The sequence below is a fragment of the Rhizobium giardinii bv. giardinii H152 genome (assembly GCF_000379605.1).
Taxonomy (GTDB): domain Bacteria; phylum Pseudomonadota; class Alphaproteobacteria; order Rhizobiales; family Rhizobiaceae; genus Pararhizobium; species Pararhizobium giardinii.
The window spans coordinates 115,139-131,056 of sequence record NZ_KB902646.1 but is presented as its reverse complement, the minus strand read 5'-3'; the positions used below and the strand labels follow the sequence as shown (position 1 = coordinate 131,056).

The following is a 15,918-nucleotide window of genomic DNA, read 5'->3' as shown; positions in this document are numbered from 1 at the left end:
TCCGGCATCGAATGGAAAGCAGCACGGCCGGGGAGGCTTACGGGCGCGGCCGGCGCGGCCCCGCCTCGGTTGGTCAGCAGTTTGCCTTAACGGTGACAGAGGCAGAGGCGCTTCTAGGCAACCACGCGCAGCGGTCGGCTTCCCTGCGCACTGCCTGCCGGAAGGTTGGCGGCGACGCGACGAACCGGCTGGCGGGGCCGCCCTGGCGATCGGGCCTGGCCACAAAATAGTTGAAGCACATTGAAAACCTCCCATTTTCAATTGTAGTCCTTCGGCGGACAGGGGCACGTTATCACCGGGCGAAAATCTGTCTCGTACAAAGGGAATGTGGATTTGGCGGAAAGTAAGATGGTCGATGGAGCGATCTGCCAGCCGGGGGCAACCAGCATCGAGGGCATGCCGACCCGACTGCACTTCTTCCACGCCCATCCCCCGATCATGCTGCGGGCGCATTGGCATGCGCAGGTCGAAGTCAACTACATGATGCGCGGCTCGGTGCATTACCGCATGGCCGGCCATGATCTCAGGCTCCACGCCGGGCAGATATGCCTGTTCTGGGGCGGGCAGCCGCATAGGATGGTCGAATCCTCCGACGATTCCCTCTACGCCGGCGCGCATCTGCCGCTGGTTCATTTCTTCCGCATGCGGCTGCCGCCGGCCATCTCGGCGATGCTCATGGGCGGTGCGACGATGCTGACATCCGAGACCGATTGTGCCGACGACCGGAACTTCCCGCGCTGGCGGAACTGGGCCAGTTCCGGAGACGAGGCAAAGGCCAGGCACGCCGTGGAAGAACTGCTGCTCCGCGTCGAACGAATGTTCATGGAGCCGTACACGATCGTTTCGTCCGGCAAGGAGTGCAAGGCCGAGAACGCCTCGACTTCGCCATCGCTCGGCGTCGAGCGCATGTGCGATTTCATCGCCGGCAATTATCTCGAGGAGATCGATACGATCGATATCGCCGCAGCGGCGGGATTGCATCCCAAATACGCCATGAACCTGTTTCGCAGGTCGACGGGCATGACGCTGATCAAATACGTGACCCTGCTGCGTCTTTCCCGGGCGCAGGCCATGCTGATGAATGGCGACGACAGCATTCTGCAGGTAGCGCTGGATAGCGGTTTCGGTTCGGTGAGTGCCTTCAACAAGGCTTTCCGGCAGATCGCCGGCATGCCGCCTTCGGATTTCCGTCGCGACGTTCGCGCCGCGATCAGGTGAGCGTCAGGCCCCTTGCGCCGAGCCGACGGCCCAGGAGATGGTGCTGTCGGCGACATGCAGCCGGTAGCTGGCCTGCTCGTGGCTGAACCAGAAGAACAGCCCGATTTTGCCAAAGCTAATCGGCGGTAAACCAGCCGGGGCCCTCGACGATGCACATTCTCGGTCACCAATCGCGGATCAAAGTCGCCGGCCTGCTGTTGCAGCGAGTTCCACATCGCATCTCTGAGAGCGGACACTTTTGCTCTCCCGCTGCTTTCCTTCGATCCATTCTTCGGTGTCGCTGGACGTCGCCGTTTACGTGACCGACGCCAGCGAGAGGATGTCTACTTCTCGCAGACATTACGCCGATCGACGAGTATAGGCCGGCCCTAGCCTCCGGGTGGACGATAACGAACCGACTTTGCCCGTCCTAGAGCTTCCATCGTCTCTTCGACGGAAAGAAGGACAGTAGTCTCAAACGAGCTGAGAGCGCCACCAGCGCCAATAGCGAGCGCGACAGCCGCCATCGATACATTGTCGGGCGCCTCCCACAAATTCCAACCATCATGTTCGCCAAATGCGTACCAGAACCCGTGCAGCTTGCCGCCGACCGATTCAATGTAAGTACGTGCCGCGTCCCGGCGATCCTCGGGGTTTTCGATCATGCGCGCCCAAGTCTCGGGCGTGTAGCTAAAGCGCGTCAGATACATGGCCATCGTCAGCCTCCTCCATCAGCCTCCTCCAGGGGAATACAGCAGCTAACGCCCAAATTTGAAAGAACGCGAGTCATTTCCACCATGCGGGCGTGTCATGCGTGAGGCCTCAACCTTATCGCTTCATCACCCCCTCGAATGGCGCTCAAGCCTGGCGCGAGGCACGCTTGGCGAGACGTTCGGGTCCAGTCGCGATCTGCGCGCAGGTTTCACGTCGGTCATTCGTCCCCCCGGAGGGGAGGAACTCCCTATCCCCATGTTGTCAGGCAACTCGATATGATCTTGACACCCGAGACCAGACCCTCCTGAACCCATTGATTCTCTTTATAAAAGGAAGTATTTGTTTTGTCGACAAAAGGATTTCCAAGATGGCTGACACCGAACCGACCCCAGTCCCTGAACGCAAACGGGGTTCCGGCGTAAAATTGGTCTATGACCTTTTGCGCGATGAAATTCTCGATCTGGTTCTTCCGCCCGGTAGCCCGGTCGACGAGGTACAACTTGCCGAACGGTTCAAGATGTCGCGCACACCGATCCGTGAAGCGCTCGTGCGCCTCGCCGGCGAAGGGCTCATTGAAACGCTACCCAACCGGTCGACCATGGTATCGAACATCGACTTCCTTAACCTCCATACCTTCTTCGACGCGCTGGTACTAATGTATCGGGTGACGACGCGGCTTGCGGCGCAGAACCACCGGCGAGAAGACCTCCCGATCATCCGCGGCCTCCACGAGGATTATGCGGCGGCAGTCGCAGCGCGCGACACCCTGGCGATGATCGCCACCAACGTGGCTTTCCATGCGGCGATCGCCGAGGCGGGCCGCAACCCCTATTTTACCGGGCTCTTCCGCCGGCTTCTCGACGAGGGACGCCGGATCCTTCGCCTCTACTATCAATCCTACGAGGAACAGTTTCCCCAGCGCTTCGTGGACGAGCACGCCGAAATGATTGCCGCAATCGAAGCGCGCGACATTGAGGGCGCTGACCGTCTGGGCAAGGCGCATGCAGAACAGATCGTGCTGCAGGTGCAGCGATTGTTCAGCCGTAACGAACGGCTGGATATCGCGCTGTGAGCCTCTGTATTTTTCTTGTCGACAAATAAAATGCAAGATGCTATTGAGCGCCCTTGAACAAGGGGATGTGCGGGCTGCATGCACCGACCCAATAGCCTGAAGGAGATTGACATGAAGGCCAAAATTTTTTCCGGTGTCGTTCCCGCATTGATGACGCCCTGCAAGAACGATCGCAGCCCGGATTTCGATGGGCTTGTGCGCAAGGGCAAGGAGCTTATCGAAAGCGGCATGTCCGCCGTCGTTTACTGCGGCTCTATGGGTGATTGGCCGCTTCTAACCGACGAACAGCGCATGACAGGCGTCGAACGCCTGGTGAAAGCCGGCGTTCCCGTCATCGTCGGCACCGGCGCCGTCAACACCGCCTCCGCAGTGGCGCACGCCGCACACGCCCAGAAGGTCGGTGCGCAGGGTCTTATGGTCATCCCGCGCGTTTTATCGCGTGGCTCTGTGGTCGCCGCCCAGAAGAACCACTTCAAGGCTATCCTCGCTGCCGCTCCAGACCTGCCGGCCGTCATCTACAACAGCCCGTACTACGGGTTCGCCACCCGCGCCGACCTGTTCTTTGCGCTGCGCGCAGACCATCCCAACCTCGTCGGCTTCAAAGAATTCGGCGGCGCGGCTGACATGCGCTATGCCGCTGAAAACATCACCAGCCGCGACGATGACGTCTCGCTGATGATCGGCGTCGATACCTGCGTGTTCCATGGCTTCGTCAACTGCGGTGCTGTCGGTGCGATCACCGGTATCGGCTGCGTGCTGCCCAGGGAAGTCATCCACATGTGCAAGCTGTCGCAGGCCGCTGCCGCCGGCGATCCGGATGCCCGCCAGCGCGCGCTGGAACTGGAATCGGCGCTTGCCGTGCTCTCCTCCTTCGACGAGGGCCCGGATCTCGTTCTCTACTTCAAGCACATGATGGTGCTGAAGGGCGACAAGGAATACACGCTGCACTTCAACGAGACCGACGCTCTCTCAGACAGTCAGCGCGGCTATGTCGAAACCCAGCTCAGGCTCTTCGATACCTGGTATGCCGAATGGAGCAAGCTGCCGGGCGCGGTTCAGAAATACAAGGCTTGAGCCTTGTATTTCCCTAAAGGCCCACGCATGGAGTGTTTTCGCCGGCCAAGCAATTCAAGGGCGGCTTGAACAAAGAGAACTGCTCGACGGAATTGGCGCCCGCGGTCAGCCGACTGCATCGAGCCCGTGGGCAAGAAAGCGGTCAAGCTGTTCCATCTCGGTGGCGGTGAGCGTGATGCCGTCCGTCTCGGACTTCGCGCGGGCCAGGAAGCGACGCTGCGATGGCAGGCGGGCACCCTGGTCGACGATCGCGTCGAAGAGCACCTCGGCGCGGGCGAAGGCATTGCCGGGACGACCGGCAGAGAATGCTTCGGGAGACATGGCGATAATGAGTTCGCCGTGGAAGGGGGCGAGCGTTGTCGTGCCGAGATAATCCAGCACTTCGGGGCTCGTCAGGTCGCCTATCATGATGCCGGCAAGCAGTTCGATCATCGTGCCAATAGCCGAACCCTTGTGGCCGCCGAAGGGCAGCATGGCGCCGGCAAGAGCTGCTTCCGGATCCGTCGTCGGATTGCCATTGGCATCGATCGCCCAACCTTCCGGCAGTTGCTTGCCGGCGCGGCGGTGCAGTTCGATTTCCCCCCGCGCGGCAACCGACGTCGCGAAGTCGAACACATAGGGCGGCTGGTTTTCACGCGGCCAGCCGAAGGCGAAAGGGTTGGTGCCGAGCAGCGGCTTGTTGCCCCCGGTGGGTGCCACGGTCGCATAGCTCGGGCACATGACAAGGCCGGCAAGCCCCTCGCCTGTCACGGCCTCTACCTCCGGCCACAGCGCGGAGAAATGGGTGCAGTCGTTGATGACGAGAGCAGCAAGACCCAGTTTGCCCGCACGTTCGGCAAGCACCGGCACGCCGACTTCGAAGGCCGCATTGGCGAAACCGCCCCTGGCATTGACCTTGACGATGGCGGACCCCTCCGTCGGAAGGAGTTCCGGCACGGCATCAGGCTTAACCTTGCCAGCCCTTACGGTGCGCAGCGCCCCCTCTATGCGATAGATGCCGTGCGATTTGCAGGCATCCCGCTCGCCAGCGACGATCACGCGGGCGAGCGCACCGGCCTGGAATGCATTCAGGCCCGCCTTAAGGAAGATCGCTTCGACACGCTCGTAAAGGGCGGCAATCGTCAAAGTGCAAGTTTGCGTCATCTTTGGTCTCTCAGACAGTGCGCGCCGACTACAACAGGCTGGCGATTGAAATTATGCATACAAACAGTATACATATCTTCGACACGTGCAATTCGCCCCGCGTCCAATCCCATGAGAAAGGTACCTCAAATGGCCTTTATTCCCAGCGTTGACACCTCGACGCAGGCGCATGGCCGGTAAAATACCCCGTCCTGCCTCGGCTCGCAGCATTCTTGGCGGCACCGCCAGTGGTCACGTCATTGCCACCCAAGAGGCGCTAAGCTTCTGGGGCGGTGTGGACCCTGCGACCGCGCGCGTCATCGACGTGCACCACCCGCTGCATGGGACGTGCCTGACCGGCAGCATTCTGGTGATGCCGGCGAGCCGCGGGTCCTGCACGGGGTCGGGGGTTCTGCTCGATCTTGTGTTGACGGGTCGCGCGCCCGCTGCCCTGGTCTTCTCTGAGACCGAGGATGTACTTACCCTCGGGGCATTGATCGCCTCCGAGATGTTCGGCAAACCGCTGCCCGTTCTGCGGATTGGGCCAGACGCTTTTGCGGCGCTTTCGCGCGCGCGGACCGCGCACATCACCGATCGGGCGGTCGTGGCCGACGGGCTGGAGATTCCCCTCGTCCCGTCGGCGACCTTCGCGCTCGACCTGACAGAAGCCGACCATGCCATGCTTGATGGACAGCAGGGCGTCGCCATACAGCAGGCGATGCGCATCATCTGCGCAATGGCAGCGCAACAGGGTGCGCGGGGCCTGGTGGACGTTACCCAGGGCCATATCGACGGCTGCATCTACGCGAGCTCGGCAAACCTGACATTTGCCGAAAAGATGGCTGATATGGGTGTACAGGTTCGAGTGCCGACGACGATGAACGCCATTTCGGTTGATCTCGCCAATTGGCAGGCGCAGGGCGTACCACAGTCCTTCGGCGACCCGGCCGCACGGCTCGCCGACGCCTATGTCCGCATGGGCTGCCGGCCGACCTTCACCTGCGCGCCCTATTTGCTCGACAGCGCCCCAACGGCAGGCCAAGCCATCGCATGGGCGGAGTCAAATGCGGTGATCTTCGCCAATACAGTTCTCGGCGCCAGAACGGCAAAGCACCCGGATTTCCTGGACCTTTGCATCGCGCTGACGGCGCGGGCGCCGCTGTCCGGCGTCTATCTCGACGAACACCGCAAGGCGCGGCGGGTTATCGATATCGAGCTGCCTGAGCACGTGGACGATTCTTTTTGGCCGCTTATCGGCTATCTCGCCGGCCGCGCTGCGCCCGACCGCATTGCGCTTCTGCGGGGTCTCGCCTCGGCGCAGCCCTCGATGGACGATCTCAAAGCGCTCTGTGCTGCCTTCGGCACCACGTCGGCGGTCCCGATGCTGCATGTGGAAGGCGTGACACCCGAGGCAGCCGGCGCGGCGCTCGACAGCGCCGACTCCGTAACAATTTCCCGCGCCGACATGACTACCGCCTGGACGCTCTTGAATGAAGGACCCGAGGAGATTGAGCTCGTCGCCATCGGCAGCCCTCACGCTTCCCTGACCGAGTGTCGTGCCTTGGCCGAAACGCTTGCTGGTCGCAGCCGTCACCCTGACGTCACGGTGATCGTCACGGCCGGTCGGCAGGTCATCAGCGAGGCACGAAGCGAGGGTTTGCTGACGAAGCTGGAAGATTCCGGCGTCCAGGTACTGCCTGATCTCTGCTGGTGCTCGATTTGCGAGCCTGTGTTCCCGACGCGCACTCGCACTCTAATGACGAATTCGGGCAAGTATGCCCACTACGGTCCCGGCCTCTCCGGTCGAACCGTTCGCTTTGGCAGTCTTGCCGATTGTGTCACGGCGGCCCTGACCGGACGCGTTCCAGCGCGGTTGCCCGACTGGCTTTCCTGAGGAGGGATCCATGCGCAGTTCCAAGACCATCCATGTGATTTCCGCCCATGCGGAGGGCGAGGTGGGAGACGTCATCGTCGGCGGCGTTGCGGCGCCGCCCGGCGAGACGATCTGGGAGCAAAGCCGCTGGATCGCCCGTGACCAGACGCTGCGCAATTTCGTCTTGAACGAACCGCGCGGCGGCGTCTTCCGACATGTCAACCTGCTGGTACCCCCGAAGCATCCCGAGGCCGATGCTGCCTTCATCATCATGGAACCGGAAGACACACCGCCAATGTCCGGCTCGAACTCGATCTGCGTCTCCACGGTGTTGCTGGACAGTGGCATCCTGCCGATGAAGGAGCCGGTCACCGAGATCGTCCTGGAGGCCCCGGGCGGCCTGGTGCGCGTGCATGCGGAGTGCCGCAACGGCAAGGCGGAACGCATCCTTGTGCAGAACCTGCCGAGCTTTGTAGAGCGACTGGATGCGACGCTGGAGGTCGAGGGGCTGGGGACACTGACCGTCGATACAGCCTATGGCGGTGACAGCTTTGTCATCGTCGATGCGGCAGCCATGGGGTTCCGCCTGTCGCCAGATGAGGCCCATGATATCGCGTGCCTTGGCGTCAGGATCACCAACGCCGCCAATGCCGCACTTGGTTTTCATCACCCCGAAAATCCCGATTGGCGGCATTTTTCCTTCTGCCTCTTCGCAAGTCCCGTTGAGCGCACCGCTGAAGGCTTACGCACGGGCGCCGCCGTCGCGATCCAGCCGGGCAAGGTTGATCGCTCACCCACGGGCACAGCGCTGTCAGCGCGCATGGCCGTCCTGCACGCGCGCGGGCAAATGAAGCTCGAGGATCGCCTGACAGCAGTCTCGTTGATCGGCTCCACCTTCTCAGGGCGTATTGTGGGCACCACAAAGGTCGGCGGCCGTCCGGCCATCCTGCCGGAAATCTCTGGGCGAGCCTGGATCACCGGCACTCATCAGCACATGCTTGACCCCTCCGATCCATGGCCGGAAGGGTATCGTCTGACGGATACCTGGGGGGCACGCTGAAGCGATCACGCTAGAAAAGCCGAGCCAATCGCGGCGTTCCGCGCCATCTGCCACTGCAAAAATGGAATTACAGAAAAACGTGTCCTGTTAATTCATGGGACGCATTCGCCCTGCGCATGCGGCAAGCGCCTGATCAACATGAGTTGAGTTCTCCGGACGGTACCGATCGCACTACAGTCCTCTACATGGCGCGACCATGGAGGATCTAGTCTTGCGTGTGTTTCTTATTACCCAAATTGTCCCACTGTTGTTTTCGCTCCTCGTCGCTTCCGCGCAGGCGCAGGGGCCGGGGGATCGTCCGTCGCCGGAACAACGCGCACCAGGCGAAATTTTCAGCCTCATACCGTCCGACGCCGTTACTGAGCATAGCCTGAAGCTCAGCACGGAAACGCTGACCTACGCAGCGACAGCGGGCACTCTCGACGTCGTCGGTCAGAACGGCGAACGCGCCGCCAAAATCTACTATACCGCCTATGTCGCGAAGGATCGCCACATCGACCGCCCTCTCACCTTCGTATTTAACGGCGGGCCAGGCGCTGCTTCTGCATATCTTCATCTCGGTCTGGTCGGTCCACGCATACTTGAGTTTGGCGAACGTCAGGACGACGGCACTCAGCCATCTCTGAGCGACAATCCGGATAGCTGGCTGGCGTTTACCGATCTTGTCCTGATCGATCCCGTAGGGACCGGGTGGAGCCGGGCGGCCAACAACGATGTTGCCACAGGCTTCTATGGGATTCGCCAGGACGCCGAGAGCCTCGCCAAGGTCATCGCCCTCTATGTGCAGAAGAACGGTCGCGTGCCTTCTCCGAAATATCTCGTTGGCGAAAGTTACGGCGGATTTCGCGCCTTGAAGGTCGCTTCCGCCCTTAAAGAGATCCAGGGAATGCTTGTTTCAGGCATCATCATGGTCTCACCGATGCTCGAGGGCCGGTTTCTGTGGAGCGCGAGCGACGATCCACTCACCGCTGCCCTGCGCCTGCCATCGCTTGCCGCTGCAGAGCTCGAAAGGAAAAATGCGTTCGACCACAACCTGTTAATAGAGGCTGAATATTTTTCCATGACCGACTATCTTGTTACGCTCGCAGGTCCGTCTCCCCAAGGAGAACGAGCAGATGCGCTCTACTCTCGTGTCTCGGCACTCACGGGGATCCCGCAGGAGGCTGTCCGTCAAACCCGCGGCTTCATCGGCGACACCTACAAGAAGAAATCGGCGGGAGACCGCCGGGTCGTCAGCCCGTATGACGCGGCACATTCGGTGGTCGATGCCTATCCCGAAGCGGCCGACGACCAGAACGAAGATCCGGTTCTCGATGGCTATACGCGGGCCTACGGCGCTGCGTTTGCCGCTTACGCCCGTGATGAACTCGCCTTCAAAACCGATATGACCTACACCCTCCTGAATGAGGAGGTGAACCGTCGCTGGGAATGGAAAGGTAATCGGGGGGGTGACAGCCGCATTGCAGCGAGCGCCGTGTCCGACCTGCGCGACCTCCTGTCGGTGGTTCCCCAGTTTCGCGTGATGGTGGCACATGGATACAGCGACGCGCTGACACCCTACGGTTTCAGCAAGTATGTCCTCGACCATATGCCGCCGGATCTCGTTGCGAACAGGGTGGAGCTGAAGCTCTATCGGGGCGGACATATGTTTTACACGGCGCCGAAGTCACGGGCTGATTTCTCGCGAGACGCCCTTGGTTTCTATCACAAGCACCCGAACTGACACAAAGCGCCTCACGAACATGCCTAGCCGGCGCAGTCCGTTCGATCGCGACGAAACTGTCAAGATTGCCATGCCTGCTGCGAAAAGTATCACTCAGAATTATCGTGCTCCCGTCTTGGGACCGACGCAGATGGGCGGGGCTGAGATGATCGTCAGACGGGCCATCACACCCGGTGCTGGATCAGCGGCGGCTCGGTCTGCGGGTGCAGGCACCCAACCGGCGTGAACTGGTCGAGGTTCAGCGCGTCGGCGCCTTATACGCTCCTCAACTTTAGCAGGGACCCGGTCGCTTGCCCTTGCCTGCGAAGGACGCTCCGCTAAGTGGGCTGAGATGGATATTCAGGAGAGCGCAGTTTTGACGAGGCAGATGACGGCTTCCACAAGGACGCAGCTCCAGGCACCAGATTCTGCAATCATGACTGAAGTCGAGCACCTTCTCGCGCGTCGGACGCGCGACATCCGCCTCAAAGGCGAGCTTTCCCGCCTTTTCCAAGAGCGCTTCTGGCCCCGAACGGCCAAGATCATTCGCGCCTGGATGACTTGGGTCGCATTGTTGGATGTGCTGACGTTGGGCCTCAACGCGATCCTGCTTCCGAAGGCAATCACCGTGTCGATGCTTTTGCCGGCCTCCATCCTCCCGCCCGCCGCGATTGCCTGCGCCTTCATCTGGAAAAGGCCACGCGCATTCTGGCTCCAGCGGATCTCTCTGATTGCAGGCATGTTCCTCATCCTCCTGTCGGTCGCCCTGGTAGGCGTGAGCGCGGGTGGCGAGTTCTACGAACGCCACTTGAACATCATGCTGTTCGTAGCCATTACCGCCATAATCATCTTCAGCATTCCACTGGCTTGGACCGTGATGGTCGCTTCTATTGCCCTTGGCCTTTATCTGGTTTTTCAGGTCCTTAACCCGGGCCTGGCAAACGGGAGCGCCGTAGCAGCGACGCTGTTTTTTGCGAGCGGTATCGTCGCAACTGTCGTCGCCCGACGCACCATGACGATTCTAGCCCAGAAGACTTTCCTCCTTGAGCTGCGTGACCGCAGCCGTGTCGCTGAACTTGCTGACGCAAATGCCCAGCTTGAGCGGCTTGCGAGAACCGATGCTTTAACTGGGATCGCCAACCGGCGCTGGATGATGGAGACGCTCGACCGTCTGTGGAGCGATGGCATGAAAAGCCGAAGCTGTGCCATGCTGATGTGCGATATTGACGAGTTCAAGAAGCTGAACGATCATCTCGGCCATCCCGAAGGCGATCGCTGCCTTGTGAAGGTTGCCGGCATAATTCAGAGCAGCGTAAGGCGGAACCGCGATCATGTGGCCCGGTACGGCGGTGAAGAGTTCCTCGTCGTGCTTCCCGGGGTGGACGAACGAGAGGCCGTCGCCGTGGCCGAGCGAATTCGGGAGAGCGTCGAAGCTGCCTCTCTGCCGAATCCGGCATCCCGCGTGTCGCCTTACGTCACCCTGAGCATCGGAGTGGCGGCTCACTCGCCAGACGACGAGACAATTTTTCCCGAGCAACTTCAAAACCAGGCTGATGCTGCGCTCTATCTCGCCAAGCAAGACGGGCGCAATCGTATCGTGCTTCATAAGCCGGATGCACCGAGCACCTGAACCGGTCGTCGATACGGGTGGGCCTGCCAACCCGCTTCAGACTGGCGATCGCTGCCAATCTCTTGAGGATGAACTTGTATGACGGTAGAAGCTATGGGCATTGACTCAAGCACAGGTTGATGACCACCCCTCTATCAGCGGAGTGAACGCAATGGCCAACAAGACCTCCAAGACGTCTGCGACGATTGCAGAGAAGCCAGCCCCGTGCCGGGCACAGCGAAGGCGGCCGCAGAGCCGCGCCCCGCTGCTCAGTCATCGGGCAGCAAGCCGACGAAGGCCGCGGCGATGAAGCTGCCCGCCAAAGCCGCCCCAACCAGGAACAAAGGCACCGAGGCGGCCACAAAGCCGACCCTCCTCGCAGGTGGCAACCCTCAGATCGCGAAGGGCTACGGCGACGCCCCCGTGCAGGCTTACCTCGCGGCCATGCCGGACTGGAAAGGCGACGTCGGGCGCCGTCTCGACGCTCTCATCGTTCGCGCGGTCCCGGGCGTGCACAAGGCCGTGAAGTGGAACTCACCGCTTTATGGTATCGAGGGCGAGGGTTGGTTCCTCGGTCTCCATTGCTTCACGAAGTACGTCAAGGTGGCGTTCTTTCGCGGTATGTTGCTGCATCCCGTTCCTCCCGGCGCCTCCAAGAGCGGGGAGACGCGCTATCTCCACATCCATGAGGACGAGCAGTTCGACATGGCACAGTTCGCAGCTTGGGTTAAGCAGGCCAGCCAATTGCCCGGCGAGCGAATATGACCGATCTACGTCATTGTAGTGGCATCGGGTGCTGACAGGCGATACTCAAATGACTGCCGACCGATAACGACCATGAGGAACCGACCACAACCATGACGAAGACCGGCTTGAAGGATAACGGAGACGGAGAGGCTCACCCCTCTCAGCTCATAGATGCGAAAATAGAGGAGCTGAAGGATTGGCGGGGCGAGACCCTCGCGCGCGTCCGCGTTCTCGTCAGGGAGGCCGATCCCGACGTGGTCGAGGAGTGGAAATGGAGAGGGGTTCCGGTGTGGTCACACGCCGGTATCATCTGCACGGGTGAGACTTACAAGACTGTCGTGAAGATGACCTTCGCAAAGGGCGCCGCGCTAAAGGACCCCAAGGGCCTCTTCAACTCCAGCCTCGAAGGCAATACTCGGCGCGCCATCGATTTCCATGAGGGCGACAAGATTGACGGAGAGGCGTTGAAGGCGCTCGTTCAGGCCGCCGTGGCACTGAACACCTCAGCGCCGGCTGCCGCTAGCCCCGGCCGCTCGCAGAAGAAGCCAAAGAGTAGCGCTTGAGAGGCCGTGAACTGACGCCATGGGTGCCGGCCGAAAAAACGTGGCGTTTGTACCGGATGGGTAGCACCTCCGTTCAGCGAGGCCATGTCGATGCGATAGGCAGCGACATGTGCCACGGCCGGCACTAGCCGTGTCGTACTGTCGGCAGGTGCGAAGCACCGTGGCAAGCTGCACTGCGTCGAAGTGGTCGACACGGGTAGCCGCCTCGGTAGCGTCCTCCCGCTCGCAGGTGAAGCGCTTGGTGATTTCGTCGTAGCGCGACTGGTCGAGACCTATTGTGTGTGGCTTGCAAAGATCTGTGCACATGGGTCGGTCGTCATGTTGGCGATACAGGCCCCCCTTGCTCACTCCATTCCGGCACCGCTCGATCGCTTGACGCTCCACTTCTGAAATATATTTCATTGATAGAAATATATTGACAAGATAGGCGCGCTGCGGTTAGCTGCCCATACCGGACTTCGAGGAGGAAATCCGGTTTTTCAATTGGATCACCGGCCGTCTTTCTGGACGCCACCGGGTACTTGGGAGGGGCTTAGGCCTCGAGGAGGAAACTTGCGCAAATTTCTAAGCACGACCGCATTGGCGGTTCTTGCGTCGACGCTTCTGGCGGCTGCAGCCAGCGCGGCAACGGAAAACCCGTTCCGCTGCCAGCCCGGCGAGAAATACGTCATGAACGTCATGGTTTCGGGTGTCGAATACTGGTTCCCGGTCTATGAAATGTTCAAGCAGGCCGGCCAGCAGCTCGGCTGCGAGACGGCCTATACCGGTACACCGGAATATGACGTCAACAAACAGATCGCGACGTTCGACCAGGCTCTGGCGCAGAACCCGGCCGGAATCCTCGTCCATCCGATGAACTCGGACCCGTTTATCGAGCCGATCAACCGGGCAATCGACCAAGGCACAGCGGTCGTCACCTTCGCGGCGGACTCACCGCTTTCTAAGCGCATCTCGTTCATTACGTCGGACAACACTCGCGAGGGCATCTACGCGGCCGATGCGATCGCCAAGAAACTTGGCGGCAAAGGCGAGTATGCGGTTCTCGAAAACCCGGGCCAGGACAATCACGACAAGCGTATCGCTGCCTTCATCGCACGGATGGAGAAAGAATATCCGGACATGAAGCTTGTCGGCAGGGCAGCCTCCAACCAGGACCCGAACAAAGCCTATCAGGGCCTGATGAGCATCATTCAGGCGCATCCGAATGTTGGTGCCGTGTTCATGCCGGAGGCCAATTCGGCAATCGGTGCGGCGCAGGCCAACAAGGAAAGCGGCGGCAAGGTCCTCGTCATGTGCGCGGACGTCAATGCCAACATCCTCGACATGATCAAGGCCGGCCAAGTGTTCGGTTCCATCAACCCCAACCAGGGCATGCAGGGCTATATGGGCTTCATGATGTTGTGGCTCGCCAAGCATCCGGAACTGATCGACCCGATGAACGATGCCAAGCGTTCCGGCTTCAATCCGATGAGCATTCCTTTCGTCGATAACGGCCTGTCGATCGTCACCGCCGAGAATGCCGACGACTTCTACTGGGACAAGTATCTCAAGCGGCGGGGTACGAAGGGGATCGACGAATAGCCCTTTGTGCCGGCTGTCCGGGGTAAGACCCCGGACAGCCTTCGTGAGTTTGAGGAGAAGTATTATGGCATCCGTGCCGGTTCTGGAGATCCGCAATGTCAGCAAGCACTTCGGTGTCGTTAAGGCGTTGACCGATGTGAGCTTCAGCCTTGAAAGAGGCGAAATTCATGCGCTTTGCGGCGAAAACGGCGCAGGTAAGTCGACGCTGATGAACATCATCGCCGGCGTGCTGCAGCCGCACGAGGGAGACATTCTTATCGATGGCAAGCCTGTCAAGGTCACCTCTCCGGCCGTGGCGCAATCGCTCGGGCTGGGCCTCGTGCATCAGGAGATCGCGCTGTGCCCAGATGCGACGATTGCCGAGAACATGTTTATGGCGGCGACCAACCGGCGCCGCAAGCTGTTCATGAACTACGGCAAGCAGGCGCGTGACGCGCAGGCCATCATGAATCGCCTGGCGCCGCTCGACGTGCGCGCCAACGTTGGCGACCTGTCGATCTCAAACCAGCAGCTGGTCGAGATCGCCAAGGCGCTGACGCTCGATTGTCGTGTCCTGATCTTCGACGAGCCGACCGCGGCGCTGACGGAAACGGAAGCGCAGACACTGTTCGGCATCATTCGCGATCTCAAGGCCCATGATATTTCGATCATCTATATCAGCCACCGCATGGCCGAAATCTTCAGTCTCTGTGACCGGGTCACTGTGTTTCGTGACGGGCGCTACGTTTCGACCGAGCGAGTGGCCGATGTGACGCCTGATGAGGTAGTCCGCCGCATGGTGGGGCGGGAGATCACCCAACTCTATCCGCCGAAGCAGACGCAGGACGAGCGTTCGGCTGAGGCCATTCTGACAGTTCGCGATCTCGGCGACGGCGCCCGCTTCCACGATGTCAGTTTCGATCTGCGCAAGGGTGAAATCCTCGGCATAGGCGGGCTGATCGGCTCCGGAAGGACGGAGATTGCCGAAGGTATTTGCTGTCTTCGCCCCACCACCAAGGGCGTTGTAACTCTGGAGGGACCAAGGCTGCACTCCCGGTCCTATGCCGATGCGGTAAAGGCGGGCATCGTCTATCTTTCCGAGGATCGGAAGGGTTCCGGCATCTTCCTCGATATGCCGATTGCCCAGAACATCTCTGTCCTCGATCTAAAGGCGTTGACCGGCCCGGCGGGGCTCCTCAACGCCAAGGCCGAGGCTGATCTGGCACACAGGTTCGTTCGCCGGCTTGGCATCCGCATAGGCGGCATGGACATTCCCGTCTCGTCGCTGTCTGGCGGCAACCAGCAGAAGGTGGCGATCGCCAAACAGCTAGCGGTTAACCCGAAGGTGATCCTGATGGACGAGCCGACCCGCGGCATTGACGTCGGTGCCAAATCGGAGATCCACCGGCTCCTGCGCGATCTCGCACGCTCGGGTATCGGCGTTGTCGTGATCTCTTCGGAACTACCGGAACTTCTCGGTCTCTGCGATCGGGTGTTGGTGATCCGCGAGGGGAGTGTGATGGGCGAGATCGAGGGCGACGCGATGTCTGAAGAGGCGATCATGCGGCTCGCTTCAGGTATCGCAGGCCACAACAATTCGAAGGCATCCGGGCATGCCGCCTGAA

General features: G+C 60.7%; 13 protein-coding genes. 11 read left to right on the top strand and 2 right to left on the bottom strand.

Features of this window, described 5'->3' with window-relative positions:
* Nucleotides 1–333: 333 nt before the first annotated feature.
* Complete coding sequence (locus tag A3AY_RS0113525; protein ID WP_040668676.1) at nucleotides 334–1,218, top strand: helix-turn-helix domain-containing protein; 885 nt, start codon at nucleotides 334–336, stop codon at nucleotides 1,216–1,218.
* 368 nt (nucleotides 1,219–1,586) lie between these two features.
* On the opposite strand, the gene A3AY_RS0113520 is transcribed toward A3AY_RS0113525, so the two are convergent.
* The gene (locus A3AY_RS0113520) at nucleotides 1,587–1,913 is read right to left on the bottom strand and encodes a GYD domain-containing protein (protein WP_018326199.1); all 327 of its coding nucleotides are present in this window, start codon (nucleotides 1,911–1,913) and stop codon (nucleotides 1,587–1,589) included.
* Between the two features lie 365 nt (nucleotides 1,914–2,278).
* On the opposite strand from A3AY_RS0113520, the gene A3AY_RS0113515 reads away from it, so the two are divergent.
* Both A3AY_RS0113515 and A3AY_RS0113510 read left to right on the top strand, forming a co-directional pair.
* On the top strand, nucleotides 2,279–2,983 hold the full coding sequence (locus A3AY_RS0113515; protein ID WP_018326198.1) for a GntR family transcriptional regulator: 705 nt from the start codon (nucleotides 2,279–2,281) through the stop codon (nucleotides 2,981–2,983).
* 111 nt (nucleotides 2,984–3,094) lie between these two features.
* Nucleotides 3,095–4,057 carry a dihydrodipicolinate synthase family protein gene (locus A3AY_RS0113510; protein ID WP_018326197.1) on the top strand — a complete coding sequence of 321 codons (963 nt, stop codon included), beginning with the start codon at nucleotides 3,095–3,097 and terminating at the stop codon, nucleotides 4,055–4,057.
* Between the two features lie 105 nt (nucleotides 4,058–4,162).
* Here the strand turns inward: A3AY_RS0113510 and A3AY_RS0113505 are convergent, their stop codons facing one another.
* Nucleotides 4,163–5,200 carry an Ldh family oxidoreductase gene (locus A3AY_RS0113505; RefSeq protein WP_026203409.1) on the bottom strand — a complete coding sequence of 346 codons (1,038 nt, stop codon included), beginning with the start codon at nucleotides 5,198–5,200 and terminating at the stop codon, nucleotides 4,163–4,165.
* Between the two features lie 169 nt (nucleotides 5,201–5,369).
* Here A3AY_RS0113505 and lhpI point away from each other — a divergent pair, with 169 nt between their 5' ends.
* The 8 genes from lhpI (at nucleotide 5,370) to A3AY_RS0113465 (ending at nucleotide 15,917) form a co-directional block, all read left to right on the top strand.
* The gene (gene lhpI / locus A3AY_RS0113500) at nucleotides 5,370–7,073 is read left to right on the top strand and encodes a cis-3-hydroxy-L-proline dehydratase (protein ID WP_026203408.1); all 1,704 of its coding nucleotides are present in this window, start codon (nucleotides 5,370–5,372) and stop codon (nucleotides 7,071–7,073) included.
* A 10-nt stretch (nucleotides 7,074–7,083) separates the two neighbouring features.
* Entirely contained in the window at nucleotides 7,084–8,112 is a 1,029-nt protein-coding gene (locus A3AY_RS0113495) for a trans-3-hydroxy-L-proline dehydratase (RefSeq protein WP_018326194.1), read from the top strand.
* Between the two features lie 196 nt (nucleotides 8,113–8,308).
* Nucleotides 8,309–9,835 (top strand): S10 family peptidase, encoded by a 1,527-nt coding sequence (locus A3AY_RS0113490; RefSeq protein WP_112864712.1) that lies wholly within the window; start codon nucleotides 8,309–8,311, stop codon nucleotides 9,833–9,835.
* Between the two features lie 367 nt (nucleotides 9,836–10,202).
* Nucleotides 10,203–11,444: a GGDEF domain-containing protein gene (locus tag A3AY_RS0113485; RefSeq protein ID WP_018326192.1), complete on the top strand. Its 1,242-nt coding sequence runs from the start codon at nucleotides 10,203–10,205 to the stop codon at nucleotides 11,442–11,444.
* A gap of 285 nt (nucleotides 11,445–11,729) precedes the next feature.
* On the top strand, nucleotides 11,730–12,188 hold the full coding sequence (locus A3AY_RS0113480; RefSeq protein WP_083925966.1) for a DUF1801 domain-containing protein: 459 nt from the start codon (nucleotides 11,730–11,732) through the stop codon (nucleotides 12,186–12,188).
* Nucleotides 12,189–12,280: 92 nt separating this feature from the next.
* The gene (locus A3AY_RS0113475; RefSeq protein WP_018326190.1) at nucleotides 12,281–12,733 is read left to right on the top strand and encodes a DUF1801 domain-containing protein; all 453 of its coding nucleotides are present in this window, start codon (nucleotides 12,281–12,283) and stop codon (nucleotides 12,731–12,733) included.
* Nucleotides 12,734–13,285: 552 nt separating this feature from the next.
* Nucleotides 13,286–14,314 carry a substrate-binding domain-containing protein gene (locus A3AY_RS0113470; RefSeq protein ID WP_018326189.1) on the top strand — a complete coding sequence of 343 codons (1,029 nt, stop codon included), beginning with the start codon at nucleotides 13,286–13,288 and terminating at the stop codon, nucleotides 14,312–14,314.
* A gap of 64 nt (nucleotides 14,315–14,378) precedes the next feature.
* Nucleotides 14,379–15,917 carry a sugar ABC transporter ATP-binding protein gene (locus A3AY_RS0113465; protein ID WP_018326188.1) on the top strand — a complete coding sequence of 513 codons (1,539 nt, stop codon included), beginning with the start codon at nucleotides 14,379–14,381 and terminating at the stop codon, nucleotides 15,915–15,917.
* Nucleotide 15,918: the final 1 nt, after the last annotated feature.

Excerpts from the sequence above, each read along its gene's own strand:
- A3AY_RS0113520 (WP_018326199.1), bottom strand. The coding sequence starts at position 1,913 with ATGGCCATGTATCTGACGCGCTTTAGCTACACGCCCGAGACTTGGGCG.
- A3AY_RS0113485 (WP_018326192.1), top strand. The coding sequence starts at position 10,203 with ATGACGGCTTCCACAAGGACGCAGCTCCAGGCACCAGATTCTGCAATC.
- A3AY_RS0113475 (WP_018326190.1), top strand. The coding sequence starts at position 12,281 with ATGACGAAGACCGGCTTGAAGGATAACGGAGACGGAGAGGCTCACCCC.
- A3AY_RS0113505 (WP_026203409.1), bottom strand. The coding sequence starts at position 5,200 with ATGACGCAAACTTGCACTTTGACGATTGCCGCCCTTTACGAGCGTGTC.
- A3AY_RS0113510 (WP_018326197.1), top strand. The coding sequence starts at position 3,095 with ATGAAGGCCAAAATTTTTTCCGGTGTCGTTCCCGCATTGATGACGCCC.
- lhpI (WP_026203408.1), top strand. The coding sequence starts at position 5,370 with ATGGCCGGTAAAATACCCCGTCCTGCCTCGGCTCGCAGCATTCTTGGC.
- A3AY_RS0113465 (WP_018326188.1), top strand. The coding sequence starts at position 14,379 with ATGGCATCCGTGCCGGTTCTGGAGATCCGCAATGTCAGCAAGCACTTC.
- A3AY_RS0113515 (WP_018326198.1), top strand. The coding sequence starts at position 2,279 with ATGGCTGACACCGAACCGACCCCAGTCCCTGAACGCAAACGGGGTTCC.
- A3AY_RS0113495 (WP_018326194.1), top strand. The coding sequence starts at position 7,084 with ATGCGCAGTTCCAAGACCATCCATGTGATTTCCGCCCATGCGGAGGGC.
- A3AY_RS0113490 (WP_112864712.1), top strand. The coding sequence starts at position 8,309 with ATGGAGGATCTAGTCTTGCGTGTGTTTCTTATTACCCAAATTGTCCCA.
- A3AY_RS0113480 (WP_083925966.1), top strand. The coding sequence starts at position 11,730 with ATGAAGCTGCCCGCCAAAGCCGCCCCAACCAGGAACAAAGGCACCGAG.